The following is a 20302-nucleotide window of genomic DNA, read 5'->3' on the forward strand; positions in this document are numbered from 1 at the left end:
AAAAGTATAGCAGGAAGGGACGCGAAAACATGTTAAATCACCTGTCTGGGCATACAGCATCGAGTAACTAATGGAGAGTGTGGTTTATATGTCTAGAAAAGCACCCTGAACGTATATCATCTTGTGAATGTCGATGCTTTCGGGTAGACCGAGTGGGTGGTTGTGGGATGAGTAGATAAAGCCATGCTCAGGCAATGGTAGAATAGCGTTTTGCTATTTTTCGTTGACATCACACCATGCAAATTGCTGATCATCTTTCTGCGCTGAATGCGCTTTCTCCTTTGGATGGGCGCTACGGCTCTCGCTGTAATGCTTTACGTGGCTTGTTGTCCGAAGCTGCTTTTATGGCGCATCGTGTTGAGGTAGAGATTGCGTGGTTGATCGCATTGTCACAAGCTGGGTTTGCTGAGCTGCCTGCTTTTAGTGCTGAAACACAAGAAAAACTGCTGAAGCTGGTACGTGATTTTTCCGAAGCAGATGCGACACGCATCAAAGAAATCGAACGCACCACTAATCACGACGTGAAAGCGGTAGAGTACTGGCTGAAAGAACAAGTAGCAGGTGATGCTAACTTGGAAAAAGCAGCAGAATTCATCCACTTTGCATGTACGTCTGAAGACATTAACAACACCTCACATGCATTGATGCTGACACGCGCTCGTGAGCAGGTGATTGTCCCTACACTGAAACAAGTACACGCTTCTATTAGTAGCTATGCGCACCAGTTTGCTGATCAGCCGTTGCTGTCTCGTACACATGGCCAGCCAGCTAGCCCATCCACTATGGGTAAAGAGTTTGCCAACGTCGCTTACCGTCTGCAACGTGCTATCACTGCGATAGAGGCGGTTGAGCCTTTGGCTAAAATGAACGGTGCGACCGGCAACTACAACGCCCACTTGTCCGCTTACCCAGAAACAGACTGGGCAGCGTTTAGTGCAAAAGTATTAGCATCGTTGGGTCTGACACAAAACCCACTGACTATTCAGATCGAACCACACGATTGGATGGCGGCTTTGTTTGACGCTATTGGCCGTGCGAACACCATTTTGCTGGATTTCAACCGCGATATCTGGGGTTATATCTCGCTGGGTTACTTCAAACAAAAATTGAAAGCAGGTGAGATCGGTTCTTCCACCATGCCACACAAAGTTAACCCAATTGACTTTGAAAACTCTGAAGGTAACTTGGGTCTGGCAAATGCGGTGTTGCGTCACTTGTCCGAAAAACTACCAGTATCCCGTTGGCAGCGTGACCTGACCGACTCCACTGTATTGCGTAACTTGGGCGTAGGTTTGGGTTACAGCATCGTGGCGTACGATTCGTGTTTGCGTGGTTTGGGTAAATTGGAGCTGAATGCTAAAGCAATTGATGCAGACATCGATGCATGTTGGGAAGTGTTGGCTGAGCCTGTGCAAACTGTGATGCGTAGATTTGGTTTGCCGCAGCCTTACGAGCGTTTGAAAGAGCTGACACGCGGTGCTGGTATTACCGAAGCGGCGTTGCGCACGTTCATTGAAGGCCTAGAATTGCCTGAAGAGCCTAAACAGCAATTGCTGGCACTGACTCCACGTACCTACATCGGTATTGCCGAGAAGTTGGCAAAACTGGCTTAAAGTCAGCGTATCAGCCTAGTTGCAGCATAGAATGCAGCCAAGGCCAAAAAATAAGCCCTGTCTAGTACAGGGCTTATTGCGTTTAAGGCTGAGGTAAATATTTGCCGCAGCCGCGTAGGGTACGTCCCTCAGTGTTGAGGATGCTGGTGTATTCGTACTCTTCATCGCTCATGGTGTCAGAACATTCTTGCTTGATAACCGTTAATGTCCAGTCACCGTTAGGGCCTTGGCCTGTGTAGCGTGTTTGGGTAGAGCCTATGGGTTTTTGTACGGCGGAACTGGAATAGCGTATGTCACCATAATCTAGTGAGATGTTTGCATGGCCGTTTTGAAGGTCTATGTGCCAACCTGGCTCATTGCCTTGTGCTCTGAATGTACGGGGATCGATGATGTCGGGAGTTGTTGTGGAGCAAGCACTAAGCAGTAATGCGGTACCAGCTACACATAAGGACAATAGTTTCATTAGAGCATGCTCCATAAAAAGAGAGGTTGCTGCGTATCATACGCAGTACGTTGTGGGCGCGCCAAGTCTAGAACCGCAAAAAAGTGTCAATGCTCTATCTAAAGGGTAGAAGGCGTAATCGTGCAGTGCGATGAAAGAGTAAGAATGGTATTCTTATAGCTTGGCATTTCTATGACGTAGGGCTGGGTAGAATAGTTCGCCTACACGTCTTTTTGCGGGTTTCCTGTTTTGTTGAACCATATTACTTCCAGTAAATTACCCATGCCGTGGGGCGTGTTTGATCTGCATGTTTTTGTTGATGATCAAACGAATAAAGAACACTTGTTGATCGCTTTTGGTGACATTAGTACACCAGAACCTGTGTTGGTACGTGTGCATTCTGAGTGTTTAACAGGCGATGCTCTGTTTAGCCAACGCTGTGATTGCGGCCCTCAGTTGCGTAAAGCGCTAGAGCGCGTAGCCGAAGCCGGTCGTGGTGCGGTGCTGTACTTGCGACAAGAGGGTAGAGGCATTGGTTTGGTGAACAAAATCCGTGCCTACCAATTGCAAGATCAAGGTGCTGATACCGTACAGGCGAACGAACAGTTGGGCTTTGAGGCCGACATGCGCCGCTACGATATCTGTAAACCCATGCTGGATCACTTCGGCATTAAAGATCTGCGCGTGATGACCAATAACCCTCGCAAAACCAAAGCCCTAGAAGAGCTGGGGTATAACGTGGTAGAGCGCGTACCGCATCAGATCGTAAGTAACCCGTTTAATAGTGGATACTTGCAAACAAAGGCTGAAAAACTAGGCCACTTGCTGGCTTCTGACGCCACCACAGAATAAGCAGTGCATGCATTGCCCTAAAAGCCCTGTTTAATACAGGGCTTTTTTTTATGGGTGATGTGTATTCCCAAAGCGTTGCAGTGCTATGCGGCCAAAAGCTAGCCACGCAAGTGTTCAGTAGGCAAGGCAGTAGTGTATTTTACTTGGCTTAAGGCGAAGCTAGAGCGGATGCTGGCGACGCTAGATATTTGTGTCAGGCACTCTAGCAATAGCGCTTGGAAACGCTGTAAATCTTGGATGACCACACGCAGCATGAAGTCGGCATCGCCACTCATTAAGTAGCATTCCATCACCTCGGGTCGTTGGCTGATGGCATCTGTAAAGACTTCTAGTGATTTCTTATCTTGGTTTTTCAGAGTGACGTGTACAAATACGTTTACCGCTAAGCCGAGCTTTAGCGGGTCTACCAATGAGACAGAGCCTCTAAGCACACCGGCTTGTTTAAGGTCTGCAACACGACGCCAGCATGGCGAGGCTGATAACCCTACACGTTCGGCTAATTCGGCATTACTTAACTCAGCATTTTTTTGTAGTTCATCCAGTATGCGCAGGCTGGCTTTGTCTAGCACTATATCGTTCAAGGTTAATTGTTCCTGTGTTTGGTTTTTATAAGGATAGATATACTGATATTAAAGCTAATCGCAGAAAATGAGAAGATTAATTTCGCATGCTTATAGGTAGACTATTCGCTGGTTTATCGCCTTATTAATCAACTGTTTAGCTGTAGTCATGAGTACCGCGCATCCTAGTCTTTTATCTTCTAAAACTGCTACCCCATTAGCTGGGGCAGGAACCGTAGCATGGCTATTGCTGATGGTGGTTTTATGGGGGCTAAGCTGGCCAGCCACAAAGCTGGCATTGGATGTGGTGCCACCCTTGTGGCTGGCGGCCTTACGTTTTGGTAGTGCGGCCGTGTGTTTGTTTGCGGTGGCTGTGGTGCGTGGCGTTTTTAGGCTGCCTACACGTGCTGACTGGCCAATAGTTGCCAGTGTGGGGTTGTTGCAGATGATGACCTTCACGGGCTTAGGCATGATTGCGATGACGCATGTGGATACGAGCAGGGCAGTGCTGTTGGCGTACACCACACCGTTGTGGGGCGTATTGGCCAGTTGGTTGTTGTTCAAACACGCTCCCACACGGTTGCAATTGCTGGCATTGATCGTGGGGTTGGTAGGTATTGCAGCCATTTGCTCCCCTTGGGAGATGAATTGGCAGGCGCCAGGTGCGGTGATGGGCTCTGCATTCTTGTTGATAGGGGCTATCTGTTGGGCCGTGGTGATCTTGCATGTGAAGCAACATAGTTGGTCGGCTTCACCGTTGGCATTGGCACCTTGGCAGATGCTGTTGGCGACAGTCCCCTTGGCTGCGTTTGCCTTTGTGCTAGAGGGGGCTCCCACAGTCATTATTTTTGATCAACGACTAGTAGAGTTGTTGTTTTTTATAGGCCCTATCGCCACGTCTGCCTGCTTTGTGATTTCTGCTGAATACGGGCGGCGCATCAGTACATTTGGGATGTCTAACTTTACGTTAGGTGTACCGATTATTGGGATTGTGGCGTCGGTATTGTTGCTAGGAAATACTTTGTCTACGCTGTTTGTAGTTGGGCTCAGTTTAGTGTTTGCCGCTATGTTGCTAGCTGCTGTTGCCATGCGTAGAGGACATAGCCGCCAAACAGCATAATAGGGTGGCAATGTGGTGGTGCATAAAAAAAAGCCTTAGGTATGAACCCAAGGCTTTTTTTGATGGCAGAAGCTAGGCCGATTACGCAGTAGCCATACTGTCTAAGACAAACAGGCTTTGCTCTTTAGCGGCTTGCAAAGCAGTCGCTGCAGCATCTGGACCCATTGCGGTGCCTTCTGCGTGTACGAACTGTACATCGGTAATGCCGACGAAACCGAAAATAACGCGTAAGAAGCTTTCTTGGTGTTCCATGGCCATGCCTTGTTCAGACGTGGAATACACGCCACCTCGAGAAGAAGCCACAATTACTTTCTTCCCGCCGGCTAAGCCTTCCGGGCCATTTGCGGTGTAGTGGAAGGTGCGTCTAGGTTGCAAAATTCTATCTACCCAGGCTTTGAGTTGGCTAGCGATAGTGAAGTTATAAAACGGCGCGCCTATCACGATCACATCAGCAGCCAAAAACTGGCTCACCAATTGCTCTGACACAGCGTCTTCTCGTACGGCTTCTTCCAATTGAGAGGCTGGCATATCAGGGGTGCGGAAGCCTGTTGCAAGTTTGCTTAAATGATTGGGAGCTGAGACAGCGAGGTCCAAGTAATCCACGCGAGTATCAGGGTGGCGCTCTAGCCATTGCTGAACGATGAATGCACTCAGTTGGCGCGATACGGATTTTTCGCCGTTGATGCTGGAGTCAATGTGAAGCAGTGTTTGCATGATGTAGGAAACCAATAATGATAGATGGCTTCATTATGCAATTTTTCTAAGTGATGATTTATATCTGCAATAACAATTGGAAATTGATTTTATTGCAACAATAAAAAACTCTAGTGAGGGTTGGCCTTTGCAGATAATAGCTGCTATGATGACGCTCGTCATTGGGGAGTAGCCGCTCTTCTTCTAGAGGTACATGTCAACACACTTGCAAGTTCACTTGCATGGCATGTGCAGCGCATAGCCTGGCAAGACCTTTGACTACACCATCCCCGGAATGGCCGGAGGGGTGGCGTAGTCAATCGTCCTAAATCCGGCCAGGAATATGTATCATGCAGGCTTTTCTTGTTTCTACCGGTATTGTGGCTTTAGCCGAAATCGGTGATAAAACCCAACTCTTGGCATTCATTCTTGCCGCACGATTCAAACGACCTTTTCCTATTATTGCCGGTGTACTGGTAGCGACACTGCTGAACCATGGTTTGGCTGGCGGTCTGGGTGCTTGGTTATCTGATGCATTGAATCCCCAAGTACTTACATGGATTTTAGCTATTTCATTCTTGCTGATGGCAGGCTGGATGCTGATTCCGGATAAGCTGGATGAAGACACTCGTATTACTGCCAAGCATGGTGTATTCATTACTACCGTCTGTACCTTCTTTTTGGCTGAAATGGGTGACAAAACCCAATTGGCCACAGTTGCGTTGGCGGCTCAATATGAGGCCTTCTGGTCTGTTGTGATTGGCACAACACTAGGCATGATGATTGCCAATGTACCCGCTATTTTTATTGGTCAAAAATTGGCTGAGCGATTGCCCGTCAAAATGGTGCATGCGGTAGCCGCCTGTGTGTTTTTGATTTTGGGTGTAATCGCCCTATACAGTGCGATACAAGGCTAAAACAACCTTAAAAAAGATAGGGGATTTGCTCCCCCTATCTTGCGATATCTGAGGCTTATTTGCGGTTATTGCGTACTATTTCCAACGGAAAAGAATGTAATTGCTGTTAAGCTGTTTTTTTTGAATAAACTTATATTTATTTCGCTATATGTTGTTGTATAGTGATGTGTTTTTCACGTGAAGCCAATGTTAGCGATCTAGCGGCTGGCTTCGGCCTTTTTTCAACCCTATCTTCGGGTTGGATTCCTTTCCCCAAGGAGCGATTGTCTTATGCAAGGCCTGCACCTTACAGCAGATTTGTACCAGTGCGCTGGTGACCGCGCATTCTTCGTAGACGAGAATGCTTTAGCCGCTTTATGTCGTCAACTGACAGAGCTTTCCACGCTCACCATCGTTGGTGAGAAATGGGTAACGTTTCCCGAATATCAAGGCGAACCCGGTGGTGTAACCGGAACATTGCTATTAGCAGAATCCCATCTGGCTTTGCATACATGGCCTGAACGTGCCGGTGTGACATTGGATGTGTATGTCTGTAACTTTAGTGCTGATAACTCCGCTAAAGCGCAATTGTTGATTGATGGCCTTATCGAAGCCTTCAAACCTGGCCAAGTACAACGCAATAATCTATTGCGTGGTGATGAGCATGGCCCAGTCGGTAGTGGTGAGTTGTTGCTAGAAAATCTGAACCAACACGCGGTGTATGGTTTCCGTTTTCCAGAGCGCTTATTGGCTAAACAAACCCAATACCAATATTTAGAGCTGTTGCAGTCACCTGAGCTGGGTACCACCCTGCGTTTGGATGGCTGTTTGATGACCTCTGAAAACGACGAGTTCTTCTATCACGAAGCGCTGGTGCACCCAGCAATGCTCAGTCACCCTGATCCCCGTTCTGTATTGATTATTGGTGGGGGTGATGGCGGTGCATTAGAAGAGATCCTGAAACACGACACGGTACAACAGGCAACGCTTGTTGACTTAGATGGTGATGTTATTGAGGTAGCTCGCAAGCACCTACGTAACATTAACCGTGGCTCTTTAGATAGCCCACGTGCCCATATATTGGTGGGTGATGGTGCTGAGTTCGTGCGTACTACAGATCAGCGTTTTGACGTGGTGCTGTTAGATCTTACCGATCCAGAAACGCCTGCAGGCCCGCTGTACACCACAGAGTTCTTTGAGTCCTGCAAAGCAGTGCTAAAACCCGGTGGCGCAGTAGTGCTACACATCGGTGCGCCATTCTACGAACCAGAACAAATCCGCAGCATGCTCAGCAAGTTGGGTAGTGTGTTTGAGCAAGTTAGCCCCTTTGGTTTGCATATTCCTTTGTACGGTTCGTACTGGGGGTTGGTAGTAGTGTCAGACAGTTTGGCACCTAAAGCGGTAGCCGCCGAGGTGATTGAGCAGCGCTTGGTTGATCGTGATATCACTGATCTGCAGTACTACAACAGCGAGATTCATGGTGCATTGTTTGCTTTGCCTAACTACTATAAAAATCTGGTTCCAGAACTGGTGGTAAGCGAGTAGTAAGCAGTAGGTTGAGTGACTATCTTGGGATAGGCAGTCATACCTAAAAAATACAGTAGTTAAGAAACGCCTGAAGACGGTAATACCGTTTCAGGCGTTTTTTTATGCGTGTTTTTTATGGGTTTTGTGCTGTTATTTTTTATAAAAATCTATTATTTATCAATGCAATACAAGCGGTAAGGGTTTTCCTGATCCGTTTTATTTTCCTGTCTAAATTTTTTTGGTGTAATCTTGGTATACCAAGAAAATACATAAAAGTGCGATGGGGAGTAAGGATGGAAAGAGACAAAAAAGCACGCCGTTTGAGGGTATTGCTAAAGCACGAAACCATAGCGTTGGTACCCAATGGGTTTAACTCAGACTCAAGTAGTTCTACGGCTATTTTGCGCCTCACCTGCCAAGGTTTATTGAAGCAGGATTTTGATGGCAAGTTGGTGCCCGACCTAGCGCAAAGCTGGAGCGTATCGGATGACTTGCGTCGCTATACCTTTCAGCTACGCAAAGGGCTGAAATTTCACAATGGCAATGCGTGCAATGCGCATAAGGTGGCATGGAATTTCACGCGTTTGTTTAACGGTGGCACAGATAGTTTGCTCACGCGTGATTATCAAGATATTGAGGCCGTTAATGTGCTGAGCGAGCATGAGTTGGAGTTTGTGCTTAAACGGCCCAACTCGGCATTTTTGCCCAATCTGGCATGGCGAACCTACATCGTAGACGACACCTATGATCAGCCCTGTGGCACAGGACCTTTGCGTCTACAAACATGGCAACGTGGTAGTCATGTGCTGCTTAGCCGTTTTGAAGGCTATCAAGGTGTGCATGCTGCTCCTGATGTGGATGAGGTGCGCTTAGAGTTTGCTCCCGGTATAGAACAGCGTGTAGCCAGAATCCGTCAGGGTGATATTGATATTGTAGAAAGCGTTCCATCGTCGGCTGCCGAGGCGTTGGCCGCGGAGGGCTTACTACATTCCGCTTTGACTGCTTCCAAGCATCGCAGTGTGATGTATTTCAACTGCAAAAAGGGTGCGCTGACTACTCCCAAAGTACGTCTGGCATTAGCGCACGCGATTAATCGTGAAGCGCTGATGCACACGGTGACAGGCGGTACAGGCGAAGTGGTGGATGGCATGTTGGCAGCCTCTGATCCTGCTTTTGTCGCTACACCAACGATTGCTTATGACCCTGACCGTGCTCGTCAGCTGTTGAAAGAAGCGGGTGTCAGTAGCGAACACGTATTTCGTATGGTGACCACCAATACTGCACCGTTTTCACAAGTGGCTGAGCAGGTGGGCAAGGACCTGCGCGCGATAGGCCTGACGGTGCAGTTTGCTGGTTATGACGACCCGCCATGGTGGCCGTATATGTACTTGCGCGGTGGTTGGGATATCTGCTTGCAAGGCACACCAGCCAGACCGCATCTGGATACGTTGTTGGTGCGCGAACTGCATAGCCAAGGTGGCTTTAACGCTGGTGGCTATGCCTGCGCAGAAATGGATAGCTTGATTGATGCTGTACGAGGCGAAGTGGATGCGCAGAAACGGCAGCAAGCCTATGCCCGTATTCAACATAAAGTGCAGGTCGAGCTACCGTTTTTCTCATTGTTTGCCATGGACAACATGGTGGGCTGGTCGCCTCGTGTGACAGGGTTCACGCCCCATCCTAGCGGTGGCATAGATCTAAGCGGTGTACAGATACGCGATGCGAATGTGTCACCTTCAAGCTTCACGACCGAAGGGGAGCGACGATGATTAAGTTGATTCTGGTTCGTCTGTTTCAGGCGTTCATGACGGTATTGATGACCAGCCTCATTATTTTTGTGTTGGCGAGATCATCAGGTAGCCCCGCTGACTTGGTGCTGCCGGCGGATTCTACGCCAGCAGAACGTACGGAATATATAGAGCGCATGGGTTTGGATAAACCGCTGGCGCAGCAGTACCTCATCTTTTTGGGTGATGCCTTACAAGGGGACTTTGGTCGTTCCATCCGTACCGGTGCTCCAGCTACTGAGCTGGTGTTTGAACGTATAGGACGCACGCTCATTCTGGCAACAGCAGGGTTGGTAGTAGCCATTGTCATTAGTATCCCGTTAGGGGTGTTAGCGGCGACGAATAGAGGCAAAGGGTGGGATAAGTTCAGCATGAGTTTTGCCTTGTTAGGGCAATCCACACCGGCATTCTGGCTCAGTGTGATGTTGATCCTGATTTTTGCCGTGCATCTGAGGTGGTTACCCAGTTCGGGAGCGGGGTCGTGGAAACACTTTGTGCTGCCTAGCTTGGTTTTGGGGTGGAGTATCAGTGCGGGGATTGTGCGCTTGTTACGTTCCTCCATGCTGGAAGTGTTGGGTGCTGAGTTTGTGAAGTTGGCGCGAGCTAAAGGCTTGAAAGAAAACAAAGTGGTGTGGAAACACGCCTTACGTAATGCGCTGATTCCTGTGGTGACGTTTATCGGCTTCATGTACGGCGTCATCATTGCATCAGGCGTGGTAATTGAGGTGGTGTTTGGGTGGCCTGGGCTGGGGTATTTAGCCTACGAGTCTACGTTGTGGCGCGATTTCCCTGTGTTGCAGCTTTCCGTTCTGGTCTACACCGTTTTAATTGTGGGTATCAACTTTCTGGTGGATATGGCTTATGGCCTGATTGATCCCCGCGTAAGGAGCTGATTGTGCAAGCCTCTATGACTCAAAAAACTGCACCTGTGGGCCGTCTGCGCAAGATGGTGACCCAGGTACGACAAAGCAAAGCGCCGTGGATAGGGTTGCTGATGGTGTTGATCACCATGCTGGTGGCTATTTTTGCAGACCATTTGGTGTTGCACGATCCATTAGCAATTAATCCCGCTGCCGCATTACGTGCACCGGTGTTTTTGGAAGGGGGCGATTGGACCTACCCCTTGGGTACTGATCGCTTAGGGCGTGACGTATTGAGCCGCATCATTTTAGGTACGCAAGTCTCTCTTAGTATTGCTATCGTCACCATTATTTTGGGTGGTGCATTGGGAACTGGCTTGGGGTTATTGGCGGGTTATCGCGGTGGTTGGATAGATGCCTTGATTATGCGTACCGCCGATGGTTTCTTGGCTTTCCCTAGCATTCTGTTGGCGCTGGTGTTGGCCGTTACTGTAGGCCCTAGTTTCTGGGTGGTGGTGATTGTATTGGCCTTGGTGTTATGGGCACGTTTTGCACGCTTGGTACGTGGCGATGTGCTAGCACTGAAAGACAGAGACTTTGTGCTCTTGGCCAGAGTAGCGGGTGCAGGTGGTTTCCGTATTGTGTTCAAACATATCTTGCCTAACGTAGCGAACACCTTGTTGGTGTTGGCGACGCTGCAGGTGGGCTGGGCCATTATCGTGGAAGCATCTCTGACCTTCTTGGGCGCTGGTGTGCCACCGCCTACACCTACATGGGGCGGGATGGTTGCTGAAGGTTTGGATTACGTAGAGTCAGCATGGTGGATTTCCACAATGCCTGGGTTAGCCATTTTGTTTGTGGTGTTCTCCTACAACATCGTAGGCGATTGGGTACGTGACGTGCTTGATCCTCAATTGCGGAATATCTGACATGACTACACAACATAAATCAGCGCCAGTATTGGCGGTAGAAAACTTGCAGACCCGACTCTATAGCAAACGTGGTGTGGGCTATGCAGTGAATGACGTTAGTTTTGAGCTGTATGCCGGCCAAACCTTAGGGCTGGTGGGGGAGTCTGGCTCAGGTAAAAGTTTGACCTGTTTGTCGGTGCTGCGTTTGAACCCGCAGCCTGCATCTAAAGTCACGGGCGGTAAAGCACTGTTCAATGGCAATGACTTGCTGAAAATGAGCGATGACGAACTGCGTTCCTATCGTGGCAAACATATAGCCATGATTTTGCAGGACCCTATGCGTGCCTTAAATCCGGTGCTCACTATTGGTGAGCAAATGAATGAGGCACTGATTTTGCACCGACAACTGCAAGGAGAGGCACTACATACAGCGGCGTGTGAGCTGCTAGAGAAAGTGCGCATTCCTAACCCTGCGCAAGGTCTAAGAGCTTACCCGCACCATTTCAGTGGCGGGATGCGACAGCGTGTGGTGGGGGCGATGGCGATGGCCGGTAATCCGCAAGTCATCATTGCGGATGAACCTACCACAGCGCTGGATGTGACCGTTCAAGAAGAGTTTTTGGCCTTATTAAAGCAACTGCAGAATGAGGCCGGATTGGGTGTGCTGCTGGTCACGCACGACTTTGGGGTGGTGACCCGCATGTGCGACAAAGTGGCTGTGATGTATGCCGGGCGCATTGTTGAACTGGCGGAAACGGGCGAGTTGTTTGATAAGCCTTTGCATCCCTATACCCAAGCCTTGTTGAAATCTGTGCCGGATGTCTCTAGCCGTGAAGAGCGCTTGTTCTCTATTGAAGGGCAGCCGCCATCAGTGTTTGCACCATTACCAGGGTGCGCCTTTGCACCACGCTGTCCGCAGGCGACAGATCGTTGTCGTAAAGAACGGCCAGAGCAGGTGCAAATAGGGGATAGAAAAGTAAGTTGCTGGTTGTACGAGGAGGCGCTATGACTCAAGTCGCGTTGCTGGAAGGTAGAAAGCTACAAAAAACCTACCGTCGAAAAGGGGTGTTTACGAAGGGGGCAGAAATCCGTGCAGTAGAAGAGATGTCGCTTTCGGTAGCTAGTAAAGAAACCGTGGCCGTAGTAGGTGAGTCGGGTTGCGGTAAAAGTACGACGGCCAAAATGCTGTTGGGGTTGGAGGACCTCAGCGCCGGAGAAGTGTATTTCGAAGGTGAAAACCTAGCAGGTGCCAATGCCGAGTTACGTCGACGTTATCGCTCTGGTGTACAGGCTGTTTTTCAAGACCCATGGAGCTCGTTAAACCCTCGTATGCGGGTATACGACATTATCGCTGAGCCTATGCGTATCAATGGCTTTGATAAGGAGCACATTGATAAAGCGATATTTCAGAGCTTGGACGAAGTAGGGCTAGAAAAAGCGGCAGCTAACAACTTTCCGCATGAGTTCAGTGGTGGTCAGCGTCAGCGTATTGCCATTGCTCGTGCCGTAGCGCTGCGACCACGTGCCATTGTTCTGGATGAGCCAGTGTCTGCGCTGGATGTATCCGTACGAGCCCAGATCATGAATTTGCTTAAAGACCTGCAACAGTCATTAGGTATGGGGTATGTGCTGATCTCGCACGATTTAGCGACAGTGCGTTTTCTGGCGACACGTGTGGTGGTGATGTACAAGGGGCGAATCGTAGAGCAGGGGGAGTCCGAAGCCATTTTTAAGGCGCCGCAACACCCCTATACCGCACGATTGATTGAAGCGGCGCGAATACGTAAACCGGGGGATATCACCTCGGCAGCCCCCCTACACAATAGCCCGCCTCCAGGCGTGGCTAAAGCAGGCTGCATGTTTGCAGAGCGATGTTCGGTAGTAATGCCTAAGTGCTGGGAAGAGCGTCCAGAACTTTTGCCTATTGCTACAGATTATGAGGTGGCTTGCCACCGTTGTGGTGCGCAGGACAAGGCATTGTCCTAATCAGTATGGTGTAGGAGACAACATGACAATGAAACTTAAAAAACTATCTACAGCGCTGTTCTTTGCAGGCCTTTCGTTCAGTGCAGCAGGTGTGCAGGCCGCACCCGAAGGTACCTTAACGGTTGTGGTGCCCAACTTTGGCCGTGAAGTGCTAGACCTCGGTAAAACCTCTACCCAAGATTTGCAATATACCGGCCATATACATGAGCCGTTGATTGGGGCTGATGTAGAAGGGAAATTATCAGCAGAACGTGGCTTGGCAAAAAGCTGGTCCATGAGTGAAGACGCTCGTACCTACACGTTGAGTTTGCGTGAAGGGGTGACTTGGCACGATGGCAAACCTTTTACGGCTGATGACGTGGTGTTTAGTTTGGGCGAGCGTTTTGTCGCCAACGATGCAGTGTGCACATTTTGCAAACAGCTAGAGCAAATTGAGACCGTAGAGGCGGTGGATGACCACACGGTAAAAATCACACTTAAAGAGTCAGACCCGGCTTTTCTGGCGGTGTTAACGGCGCGTGATGGTGACATACGTATGCTGCCGCGTCACGGCTATCAGAAAGTAGAGGGTGGCTACGAGATGGTAGGCCAGCCCATAGGCACGGGGCCGTGGAAGTTCAAGTCTTTTGAGCGCGGTATGGAAATGCAGCTGACAGCCAATACCGACTACTGGGACGCAGAGCGTGTACCTGATTTTGAAACCTTGATGTTGGTGCCTCGTAGTCAACCTAGCACTCGTTTAGCCATGGTTCGTGCGGGTGAGGCCGATATGGCTTTTGTGGATCCGCGTCAGGTGATAGAGGCTAAAAATGCAGGGCTCAATGTGTTGGTTGCCAAAGGCTCGGCATTGGGGACCTTGTCTTTCTACGGCTGTTGGCAAGAACAAATGCTGTGCCACCAACAAGCCTTTAGAGAGGCCATGGTGAAGGCCATTGATATGGATGCCATCATCAAGAGCATTTACCCCGAAGGCACCGGAGAGAGGTTAACGACGGTGTATTGGACTGAAGGCTCATTGGGAGAGGATCCTGATCTTAAACCCTATGCCTATGATCCAGCACGCGCGGCAGAACTACTCAAAGAAATTGGCTATACCGGTACGCCTGTGAAGTTGTGGTCAGTGCGTACCAATGCCATGCCTGAAGCACCAGAAATCATCGAGTTGGTGGATGGTTATCTACGTGCGGCAGGGTTCAAAACCGAAGTCACACCGATGGAGTTTGGTGCCTTTAGACCGCGTTATGCGTCTAGCCCACAACGTTGGGAAACCAACTATGCGGCTCACCTGTATTTGAACGGTGCAGGCCCGCGTCCCACCATTATGCCTAACTTGAAAGTGGGCATGATCAGCCATGAAAAAGGAGGGTTAATCCAAAGCTACTGGAATATGCCGTGGATGGATCAGCAATGGGATCACTTAACCACGTTGACCTCATTGGACGAACTAGACACTGCCTTGCGCGATCTGAATCGCCAGGTGTACAGCGAATACAGCTTTCACCCCGTCGTGATGCGTAACCAAGTAGCAGTAGCCGGACCGCGAGTACAGAGCTGGGCGCCTACGCCTTATGGATTTGCTTGGCACCTTGAAACCGTACGTCGCAATGATGCGAAATAAATCAAAATCAACGATACGGAAGAGACAAATGAATACACATCTAACTATGTTGAGCAAGCTCTTAGGGGCGACGGTCTTAACGCTAGGCGCCTTGATGCAAGCCTCGCCAGTCGTGGCTGCTCCAGAAGGTACGCTGACGGTAGTGGTTCCCAACTTTGGTAGAGAAATGCTGGATATGGGCAAAACCTCTACCCAAGATTTGCAATATACCGGCCATACCAATGAACCCTTGATTGGTACCGCTCCGAATGGGCAGTTGGCTGCCGAGCGCGGATTGGCTGAGTCGTGGGAAATGGAAGACGGCGCGAAAGTGTTCACCATCCACTTACGCCCTAATGTGCAGTGGCATGATGGCAAACCCTTTACGGCAGACGACGTGGTCTTTAGTTTGGGCGAACGTTATGTGGCCAAAGATGCCATTTGTACGTTCTGCCGCTTGCTGCAAGTCATAGACAGTGTGACGGCTGTAGATGATCACACCGTCAAAATTGTTTTAAAAGAGCCAGACCCGTCGTTTATGGCTGTGCTCAGCGCGCGTGATGGCGACATCCGCATACTACCTCGCCACAACTATAAGCCCACCGCAGAGGGGTTTGAGATGATAGAGGGGCCTATAGGTACTGGGCCATGGAAGTTCGCCGAGTTCAATCGCGGTGTGGATATGCTGTTGACTGCTAATGAGTCGTACTGGGACCCAGAGCGCATTCCTGAATTTGCCGAATTGCGTTTGATTCCTCGTAGTCAGGCCAGCACTCGTTTGTCCATGGTGCGTGCCGGTGAAGCAGATATGGCGTTTATCGATCCTCGTCAGGTGATTGATGCCAAAGCGGCCAAGCTGGATATTCTGACCAATCGTGGTTCATCCAAAGGTGGGTTGTCGTTCTATGGATGCTGGCAGGAAGAAATGCTGTGCCATCAGCAAGACTTCCGCGAGGCTTTGGTACGAGCCATCGACATGGATGCCATCATGAAAAGCATCTATCCAGAAGGCACGGCAGAGCGCTTGGCTACAGCGTATTGGACAGAAGGCTCACTGGGCTATGACCCTGCGCTTGAGCCTTACAAGTACGATCCGCAACGTGCTGCCGAGCTACTCAAGAAAATCGGCTACGACGGTACGCCTGTGAAGTTGTGGTCGGTGCGTACCAATGCGATGCCGGAAGCACCGGAAATTATGGATTTGGTGGATGGTTACTTGCGTGCGGCGGGTTTCAAAACAGAGGTCACTCCCATGGAGTTTGGTGCGTTTAGACCGCGTTATGCCTCTAGTCCGCAGCAGTGGGAAACCAATTACGGTGCGCACTTGTACTTAGATGCTGGCGCGCCACGTCCTTCAGTGATTCCAGCGCTACGTGTAGGGATTATTAGCCAAGAAAAAGGTGGTTTGATTCAGGGGTACTGGAACTTACCGAAGATAGATGCGGAATGGGACACGCTTATCTCGTTGACCACGTTAGAAGAACTGGATGCCGAGCTTAAGCAGTTGAACCATCAGCTGTATGGTGAGTTCAATAGTTATCCCGTGGCACTGCGTTACGAAGTGACAGCAGTGGGGCCGAGAGTGAAAAGCTGGACTCCTTCCTCTTTCGGGTTGGCATGGCATTTGGAAACGGTTAAGAAAAAATGACGACTGCACAGACTTTTTCATCAGCCTCATTGGTGCGCGGACGTTACATTATTTGTAAGGTAACGGGTCGCAATCAGGTGGAGCTACTGGAAAATGCTGCGCTGTATCAAGAGTCAGGGCGCATTGTCGCCCTGGGCTCTTGGGAGCAATTACGCGCACGTTATCCAGAGGTTCCAGTGGTGGGCGATGGTAGCCATGTGGTGATTCCTGGGCTTGTGAATGGGCATCATCATGTGGGTATGACGCCTTTTCAGCTAGGGTCGCCTGATCTGCCGCTAGAGTTATGGCTGGCGCATCGTATACGGGCTCGTACCGTAGATATTGAACTGGATACCTTGTATTCCGCTTTTGAACTGGTGGCATCTGGCGTGACGACTGTGCAGCACTTGCATGGTCGGGTGTTGCCGCCCATTAGCCAGATAGGAGAGTATGCCGATAAGGTCATAGGTGCGTATGCCAAGCTAGGTATGCGAGTGTCGTACTCCTATGGCATACGGGATCAAAACCGTTTGGTGTATGAGGCTGACGAGCAATTTGCACAACGGCTACCAGCGGGGTTGGCGGACTCATTCCGACAGTGGTCGCACGCGCAGCAAATGCCATTGGAAGACAACTTTAGGCTTTTTGAAACCCTGCTTCAGCGTTATAAACAACATCCTTTGGCACGTATACAGCTAGCGCCAGTAAACTTACATTGGTGTTCAGATCAGGCGTTGGAACGTGTTGCTGCCTGCTCGGAAACGCACCAGGCAGGTATGCATATGCACTTGTTGGAAAGCCGCTATCAGTGGGAGTATGCGCGACGCCGGACTGGCGGCTCCGCCGTCAAATATCTGGATAAGTTCGGTTTGCTGAATCCACGGATGACGTTGGGTCATGGCGTATGGCTAGAGGAAGACGAGCTAGACTTACTCGCTGAGCGTGGCGTGGGCATCTGCACCAATGCTAGCTCTAACTTGCGTTTGCGCAGTGGCATTGCCCCCTGGAGACAATTCCACAAACGGGGTATTTCGGTTGCCTTGGGTATAGACGAAGCGGGTATCAACGAAGATCGTGACATGCTGCAAGAAATGAGGTTGGTGAAGCATTTGCACCGAGTGGCTGGCATGGATAACAACGATGTACCTAGTGCGGAAGATGTCTTGCAGATGGCAACGCAAGGGGGGGCAAACAGCACACCGTTTGCATCAGAAATCGGTGTGTTGGCAGTAGGGAAGGCGGCTGATGTGGTGCTTATTAACGATGCGATGCTGCGCTATCCGTATTTGGATCCGGTAACGAGTGTGGTGGATGCCGTTATTCATCGAGCACAGCGTGAAGCAGTAGACACTGTGGTGGTGAATGGTCAGGTGATTTACGCGGGCAAGCGTTTCGTGAATGTGGATCAGCAAGCTGTGCTACAGACCTTGGCCGAGCAACTCAAGCAACCGCTCACTCAGGCAGAACAAGAGCGTCATGCGTTGTCCGAGGCATTGTTGCCGCATGTGCAGAAGTTTTATGCGCACTACTGTGCGGATTGTGGAAAAAAACACTGGCCTTATCGAGCCATTGATTGAGTAGGGAAATCAAGGCATGTGGGGCTGACAGAGACAGATCAGAATAATTTCCCAGTGTAGATGGGACCTCAAGAAAAAGAGAGAAAGTAGTGAGTGAAAAACCCAAAATTGTGCCGACGGCAACCGTAAGCGCTACGGAACGTACTTATCGCGATGTGTTGAGCTGGATTGAAAATCGCGAATTGGTTCCGGGTGACGTGTTGGATGAACGCCGGTTGTCTGAGGCATTGAGTGTGTCACGCACTCCGCTACGCAGCGCATTGAGTCGACTGTTAGGGGAGGGCTATCTGGTGCGTTTGGCCAATGGTGCAATGGTGGTGCGGGAAATTGGTGTGGGCGAAGTTCTAGAGCTGCTGTACATCAGACGTTTGCTAGAGCCCGAAGCCGCCATGCTGGCCGTAGAGCGTATTCCGCAACAACGCTTACATAACTTGAAGGAAGAGCTAAGCAACCCACATGTGATGGATCAAGGTGGTCCAGAAAGTTGGCGCAAGGGGGATGACGTGCATGATCTGATCACCGAGTTTTGCAGTAATCGTTCATTGGCTGATGTGCTGGAGCAGGCCAGAAAACGTATACGCGTGTCCAACATTGAACGTGTGCCTGGGCGTGGTGATCATGCCGATGATGAACACTTGAGCATCGTACAGGCCATGATTGATCGCAATCGCGAAGCCGTACATACCAGTGTGCTGAAGCACTTGGACAATATACGGGATGGGTTTTTAGCTGCTTTTGGAGTGGGCGTACAACATGACAGATAAATTGCGAGCAGTACAAGTAGAGCCCTTATCCGCAGAGCTGTTTCGCCCTTATGGTCGGGTGATTGAGTACGGTGGCGTACCGGGCAGGCATTATGTGCCAGAGGCGTTTGACCGGGCCTGCGATTTAACCTCGCCCAGCTTATGGTTGCGTCGTGTGAAAGGGCGTAGAGATTTACCGATGTTGGTGCGTCACTTAGAGCGCCATCCGTATTCTGCGCAAACCTTTTTGCCTACACGTGAATTTCGCCATTTGGTGGTGGTGTGTGCGGCACAAGGGGATGGCAGCCCAGATTTATCTACCTTGAAAGTATTTGCGGCAGGCCCCGGTCAGGGGGTGTGTTATGCCCGCAATGTGTGGCATCACGGCCTGACTATTTTGGATGATGAAGCTGACTTTATTGTGGTGATGAGCCTGACCGGTAAAGGTGAGGACGACGTGTTTATGGACTTGGCACAGCCTATAGAAATCCATGACCAGTCGGGCTTGTTGCGGGAGGCAAAAGTACATGAACGAGCATGAGGCAGTTCGAGACTTTATAGGTTACGGCGCACAGCCACCGCAAGCGCAGTGGCCTGGTGGTGCACGGTTAGCGATTAATTTTTGTTTGAACTTCGAAGAAGGGGCGGAGCTTTCCGTTCTGGATGGCGACAGCATTACGGAATCTGCACTAACGGAAGGTGGTGCAGGTGTGGCAGGGCAGCGTGATTTAGCCGCTGAATCCATGTTTGAGTATGGCAGCCGTGTAGGGTTTTGGCGTTTGGATAGGATACTGGCAGATCGCGGCATGACAGCCACGGTAATGGCCTGTGCACAAGCGTTGGCCAGACATCCTCAAGCGTGTGAACGTATTAATGAGCGTGGCTACGACGTATGCGCGCATGGCCTGCGCTGGGAGCACCATCAAGGCTTATCGGCAGAAGATGAGCGTGCTCGTATTCAGCAGGCATTGGCGTTAATACAGCAAAGTTTGGGTAGGGATGCAGAGGGCTGGTATTGCCGTTATGGCCCCAGTCCAAATACCAGACGCCTTGTCGTAGAGCAGGGTGGGTTGATATATGACTCCGATGCTTATAACGATGATTTGCCCTATTGGGTAACGGTGCAGCAACAACCGCATCTGGTGGTGCCTTATAGCTTGGTGAATAACGACACTAAGTTCATGCGCGGAGCATTAGCATCGGGGTTGGATTTTTATACGGCATTACGTGATGCGTTTGATTTTCTGTATGAAGAATCTGCGCATACACCACGGATGATGTCGGTAGGGCTGCACTTGCGTGTGGTAGGACACGCGGGTCGTGCAGCAGGTTTGGCGCGTTTTCTGGATTACATCGCTACTAAACCTGATGTGTGGGTATGTAGGCGTGCAGACATTGCACGACATTGGATGGCGGTACACCCCCCTTCCTAATCTTTCCTAGCGGTACTGATTTTTTGAAGCATAGATATCCCAAAAAAAGGCGGGAGGGCGTTTTGCGCCCTAAAAAAG

Annotated in this window: 19 protein-coding genes and 1 riboswitch; of the genes, 16 read left to right on the forward strand and 3 right to left on the reverse strand. The window is 50.1% G+C overall.

Annotation, left to right across the window (positions count from 1 at the left end; all coding sequences use genetic code 11):
* The first annotated feature begins 236 nt into the window (after positions 1–236).
* Positions 237–1613, forward strand: a complete 1377-nt coding sequence (purB, locus tag ACLO87_RS05120; RefSeq protein WP_430222941.1) for an adenylosuccinate lyase — start codon at positions 237–239, stop codon at positions 1611–1613.
* A gap of 82 nt (positions 1614–1695) precedes the next feature.
* On the opposite strand, the gene ACLO87_RS05125 is transcribed toward purB, so the two are convergent.
* Positions 1696–2076, reverse strand: coding sequence for a COG3650 family protein (locus ACLO87_RS05125; RefSeq protein WP_135865668.1), 381 nt, complete (start codon positions 2074–2076; stop codon positions 1696–1698).
* Between the two features lie 228 nt (positions 2077–2304).
* Here ACLO87_RS05125 and ribA point away from each other — a divergent pair, with 228 nt between their 5' ends.
* Positions 2305–2907 (forward strand): GTP cyclohydrolase II, encoded by a 603-nt coding sequence (ribA, locus tag ACLO87_RS05130; protein WP_430222942.1) that lies wholly within the window; start codon positions 2305–2307, stop codon positions 2905–2907.
* Between the two features lie 98 nt (positions 2908–3005).
* Here ribA and ACLO87_RS05135 read toward each other — a convergent pair whose 3' ends face one another.
* A complete protein-coding gene (locus tag ACLO87_RS05135) occupies positions 3006–3488 on the reverse strand; it encodes an Lrp/AsnC family transcriptional regulator (protein WP_430222943.1) in 483 nt (160 codons plus the stop codon).
* A 148-nt stretch (positions 3489–3636) separates the two neighbouring features.
* Between ACLO87_RS05135 and ACLO87_RS05140 the strand changes: the two genes are divergently transcribed.
* Positions 3637–4587, forward strand: coding sequence for a DMT family transporter (locus tag ACLO87_RS05140; RefSeq protein ID WP_430222944.1), 951 nt, complete (start codon positions 3637–3639; stop codon positions 4585–4587).
* 81 nt (positions 4588–4668) lie between these two features.
* Here ACLO87_RS05140 and ACLO87_RS05145 read toward each other — a convergent pair whose 3' ends face one another.
* Positions 4669–5301: an FMN-dependent NADH-azoreductase gene (locus ACLO87_RS05145; protein WP_430222945.1), complete on the reverse strand. Its 633-nt coding sequence runs from the start codon at positions 5299–5301 to the stop codon at positions 4669–4671.
* Between the two features lie 151 nt (positions 5302–5452).
* A riboswitch (yybP-ykoY riboswitch) is annotated at positions 5453–5620 on the forward strand.
* A 10-nt stretch (positions 5621–5630) separates the two neighbouring features.
* On the opposite strand from ACLO87_RS05145, the gene ACLO87_RS05150 reads away from it, so the two are divergent.
* The 13 genes from ACLO87_RS05150 (at position 5631) to ACLO87_RS05210 (ending at position 20224) form a co-directional block, all read left to right on the forward strand.
* The gene (locus tag ACLO87_RS05150; RefSeq protein WP_430222946.1) at positions 5631–6197 is read left to right on the forward strand and encodes a TMEM165/GDT1 family protein; all 567 of its coding nucleotides are present in this window, start codon (positions 5631–5633) and stop codon (positions 6195–6197) included.
* Positions 6198–6467: 270 nt separating this feature from the next.
* The gene (speE, locus tag ACLO87_RS05155) at positions 6468–7721 is read left to right on the forward strand and encodes a polyamine aminopropyltransferase (RefSeq protein ID WP_430222947.1); all 1254 of its coding nucleotides are present in this window, start codon (positions 6468–6470) and stop codon (positions 7719–7721) included.
* 275 nt (positions 7722–7996) lie between these two features.
* Positions 7997–9472 carry an ABC transporter substrate-binding protein gene (locus ACLO87_RS05160; protein ID WP_430222948.1) on the forward strand — a complete coding sequence of 492 codons (1476 nt, stop codon included), beginning with the start codon at positions 7997–7999 and terminating at the stop codon, positions 9470–9472.
* Entirely contained in the window at positions 9469–10383 is a 915-nt protein-coding gene (locus ACLO87_RS05165; RefSeq protein ID WP_430220371.1) for an ABC transporter permease, read from the forward strand. Before ACLO87_RS05160 ends, ACLO87_RS05165 begins: the two co-directional genes overlap by 4 nt.
* A gap of 14 nt (positions 10384–10397) precedes the next feature.
* Positions 10398–11279 (forward strand): ABC transporter permease, encoded by an 882-nt coding sequence (locus ACLO87_RS05170; protein WP_430222949.1) that lies wholly within the window; start codon positions 10398–10400, stop codon positions 11277–11279.
* A gap of 1 nt (position 11280) precedes the next feature.
* Positions 11281–12270, forward strand: coding sequence for an ABC transporter ATP-binding protein (locus tag ACLO87_RS05175; protein WP_430222950.1), 990 nt, complete (start codon positions 11281–11283; stop codon positions 12268–12270).
* Entirely contained in the window at positions 12267–13247 is a 981-nt protein-coding gene (locus ACLO87_RS05180) for an oligopeptide/dipeptide ABC transporter ATP-binding protein (protein ID WP_430222951.1), read from the forward strand. The genes ACLO87_RS05175 and ACLO87_RS05180 overlap by 4 nt, the downstream gene beginning before the upstream one ends.
* Before the next feature lie 22 nt (positions 13248–13269).
* Positions 13270–14865 carry an ABC transporter substrate-binding protein gene (locus ACLO87_RS05185; RefSeq protein ID WP_430222952.1) on the forward strand — a complete coding sequence of 532 codons (1596 nt, stop codon included), beginning with the start codon at positions 13270–13272 and terminating at the stop codon, positions 14863–14865.
* A gap of 28 nt (positions 14866–14893) precedes the next feature.
* Positions 14894–16492 carry an ABC transporter substrate-binding protein gene (locus ACLO87_RS05190; RefSeq protein ID WP_430222953.1) on the forward strand — a complete coding sequence of 533 codons (1599 nt, stop codon included), beginning with the start codon at positions 14894–14896 and terminating at the stop codon, positions 16490–16492.
* The gene (locus ACLO87_RS05195; protein WP_430222954.1) at positions 16489–18048 is read left to right on the forward strand and encodes an amidohydrolase family protein; all 1560 of its coding nucleotides are present in this window, start codon (positions 16489–16491) and stop codon (positions 18046–18048) included. The genes ACLO87_RS05190 and ACLO87_RS05195 overlap by 4 nt, the downstream gene beginning before the upstream one ends.
* An 89-nt stretch (positions 18049–18137) precedes the next feature.
* A complete protein-coding gene (locus tag ACLO87_RS05200) occupies positions 18138–18812 on the forward strand; it encodes a GntR family transcriptional regulator (RefSeq protein ID WP_430222955.1) in 675 nt (224 codons plus the stop codon).
* The gene (locus ACLO87_RS05205; protein ID WP_430220363.1) at positions 18802–19332 is read left to right on the forward strand and encodes an ureidoglycolate lyase; all 531 of its coding nucleotides are present in this window, start codon (positions 18802–18804) and stop codon (positions 19330–19332) included. The genes ACLO87_RS05200 and ACLO87_RS05205 overlap by 11 nt, the downstream gene beginning before the upstream one ends.
* On the forward strand, positions 19319–20224 hold the full coding sequence (locus ACLO87_RS05210; RefSeq protein ID WP_430222956.1) for a polysaccharide deacetylase family protein: 906 nt from the start codon (positions 19319–19321) through the stop codon (positions 20222–20224). Before ACLO87_RS05205 ends, ACLO87_RS05210 begins: the two co-directional genes overlap by 14 nt.
* Positions 20225–20302: the final 78 nt, after the last annotated feature.

The organism is Paenalcaligenes sp. Me52, from assembly GCF_050487965.1.
Classification (GTDB): domain Bacteria; phylum Pseudomonadota; class Gammaproteobacteria; order Burkholderiales; family Burkholderiaceae_B; genus Paenalcaligenes.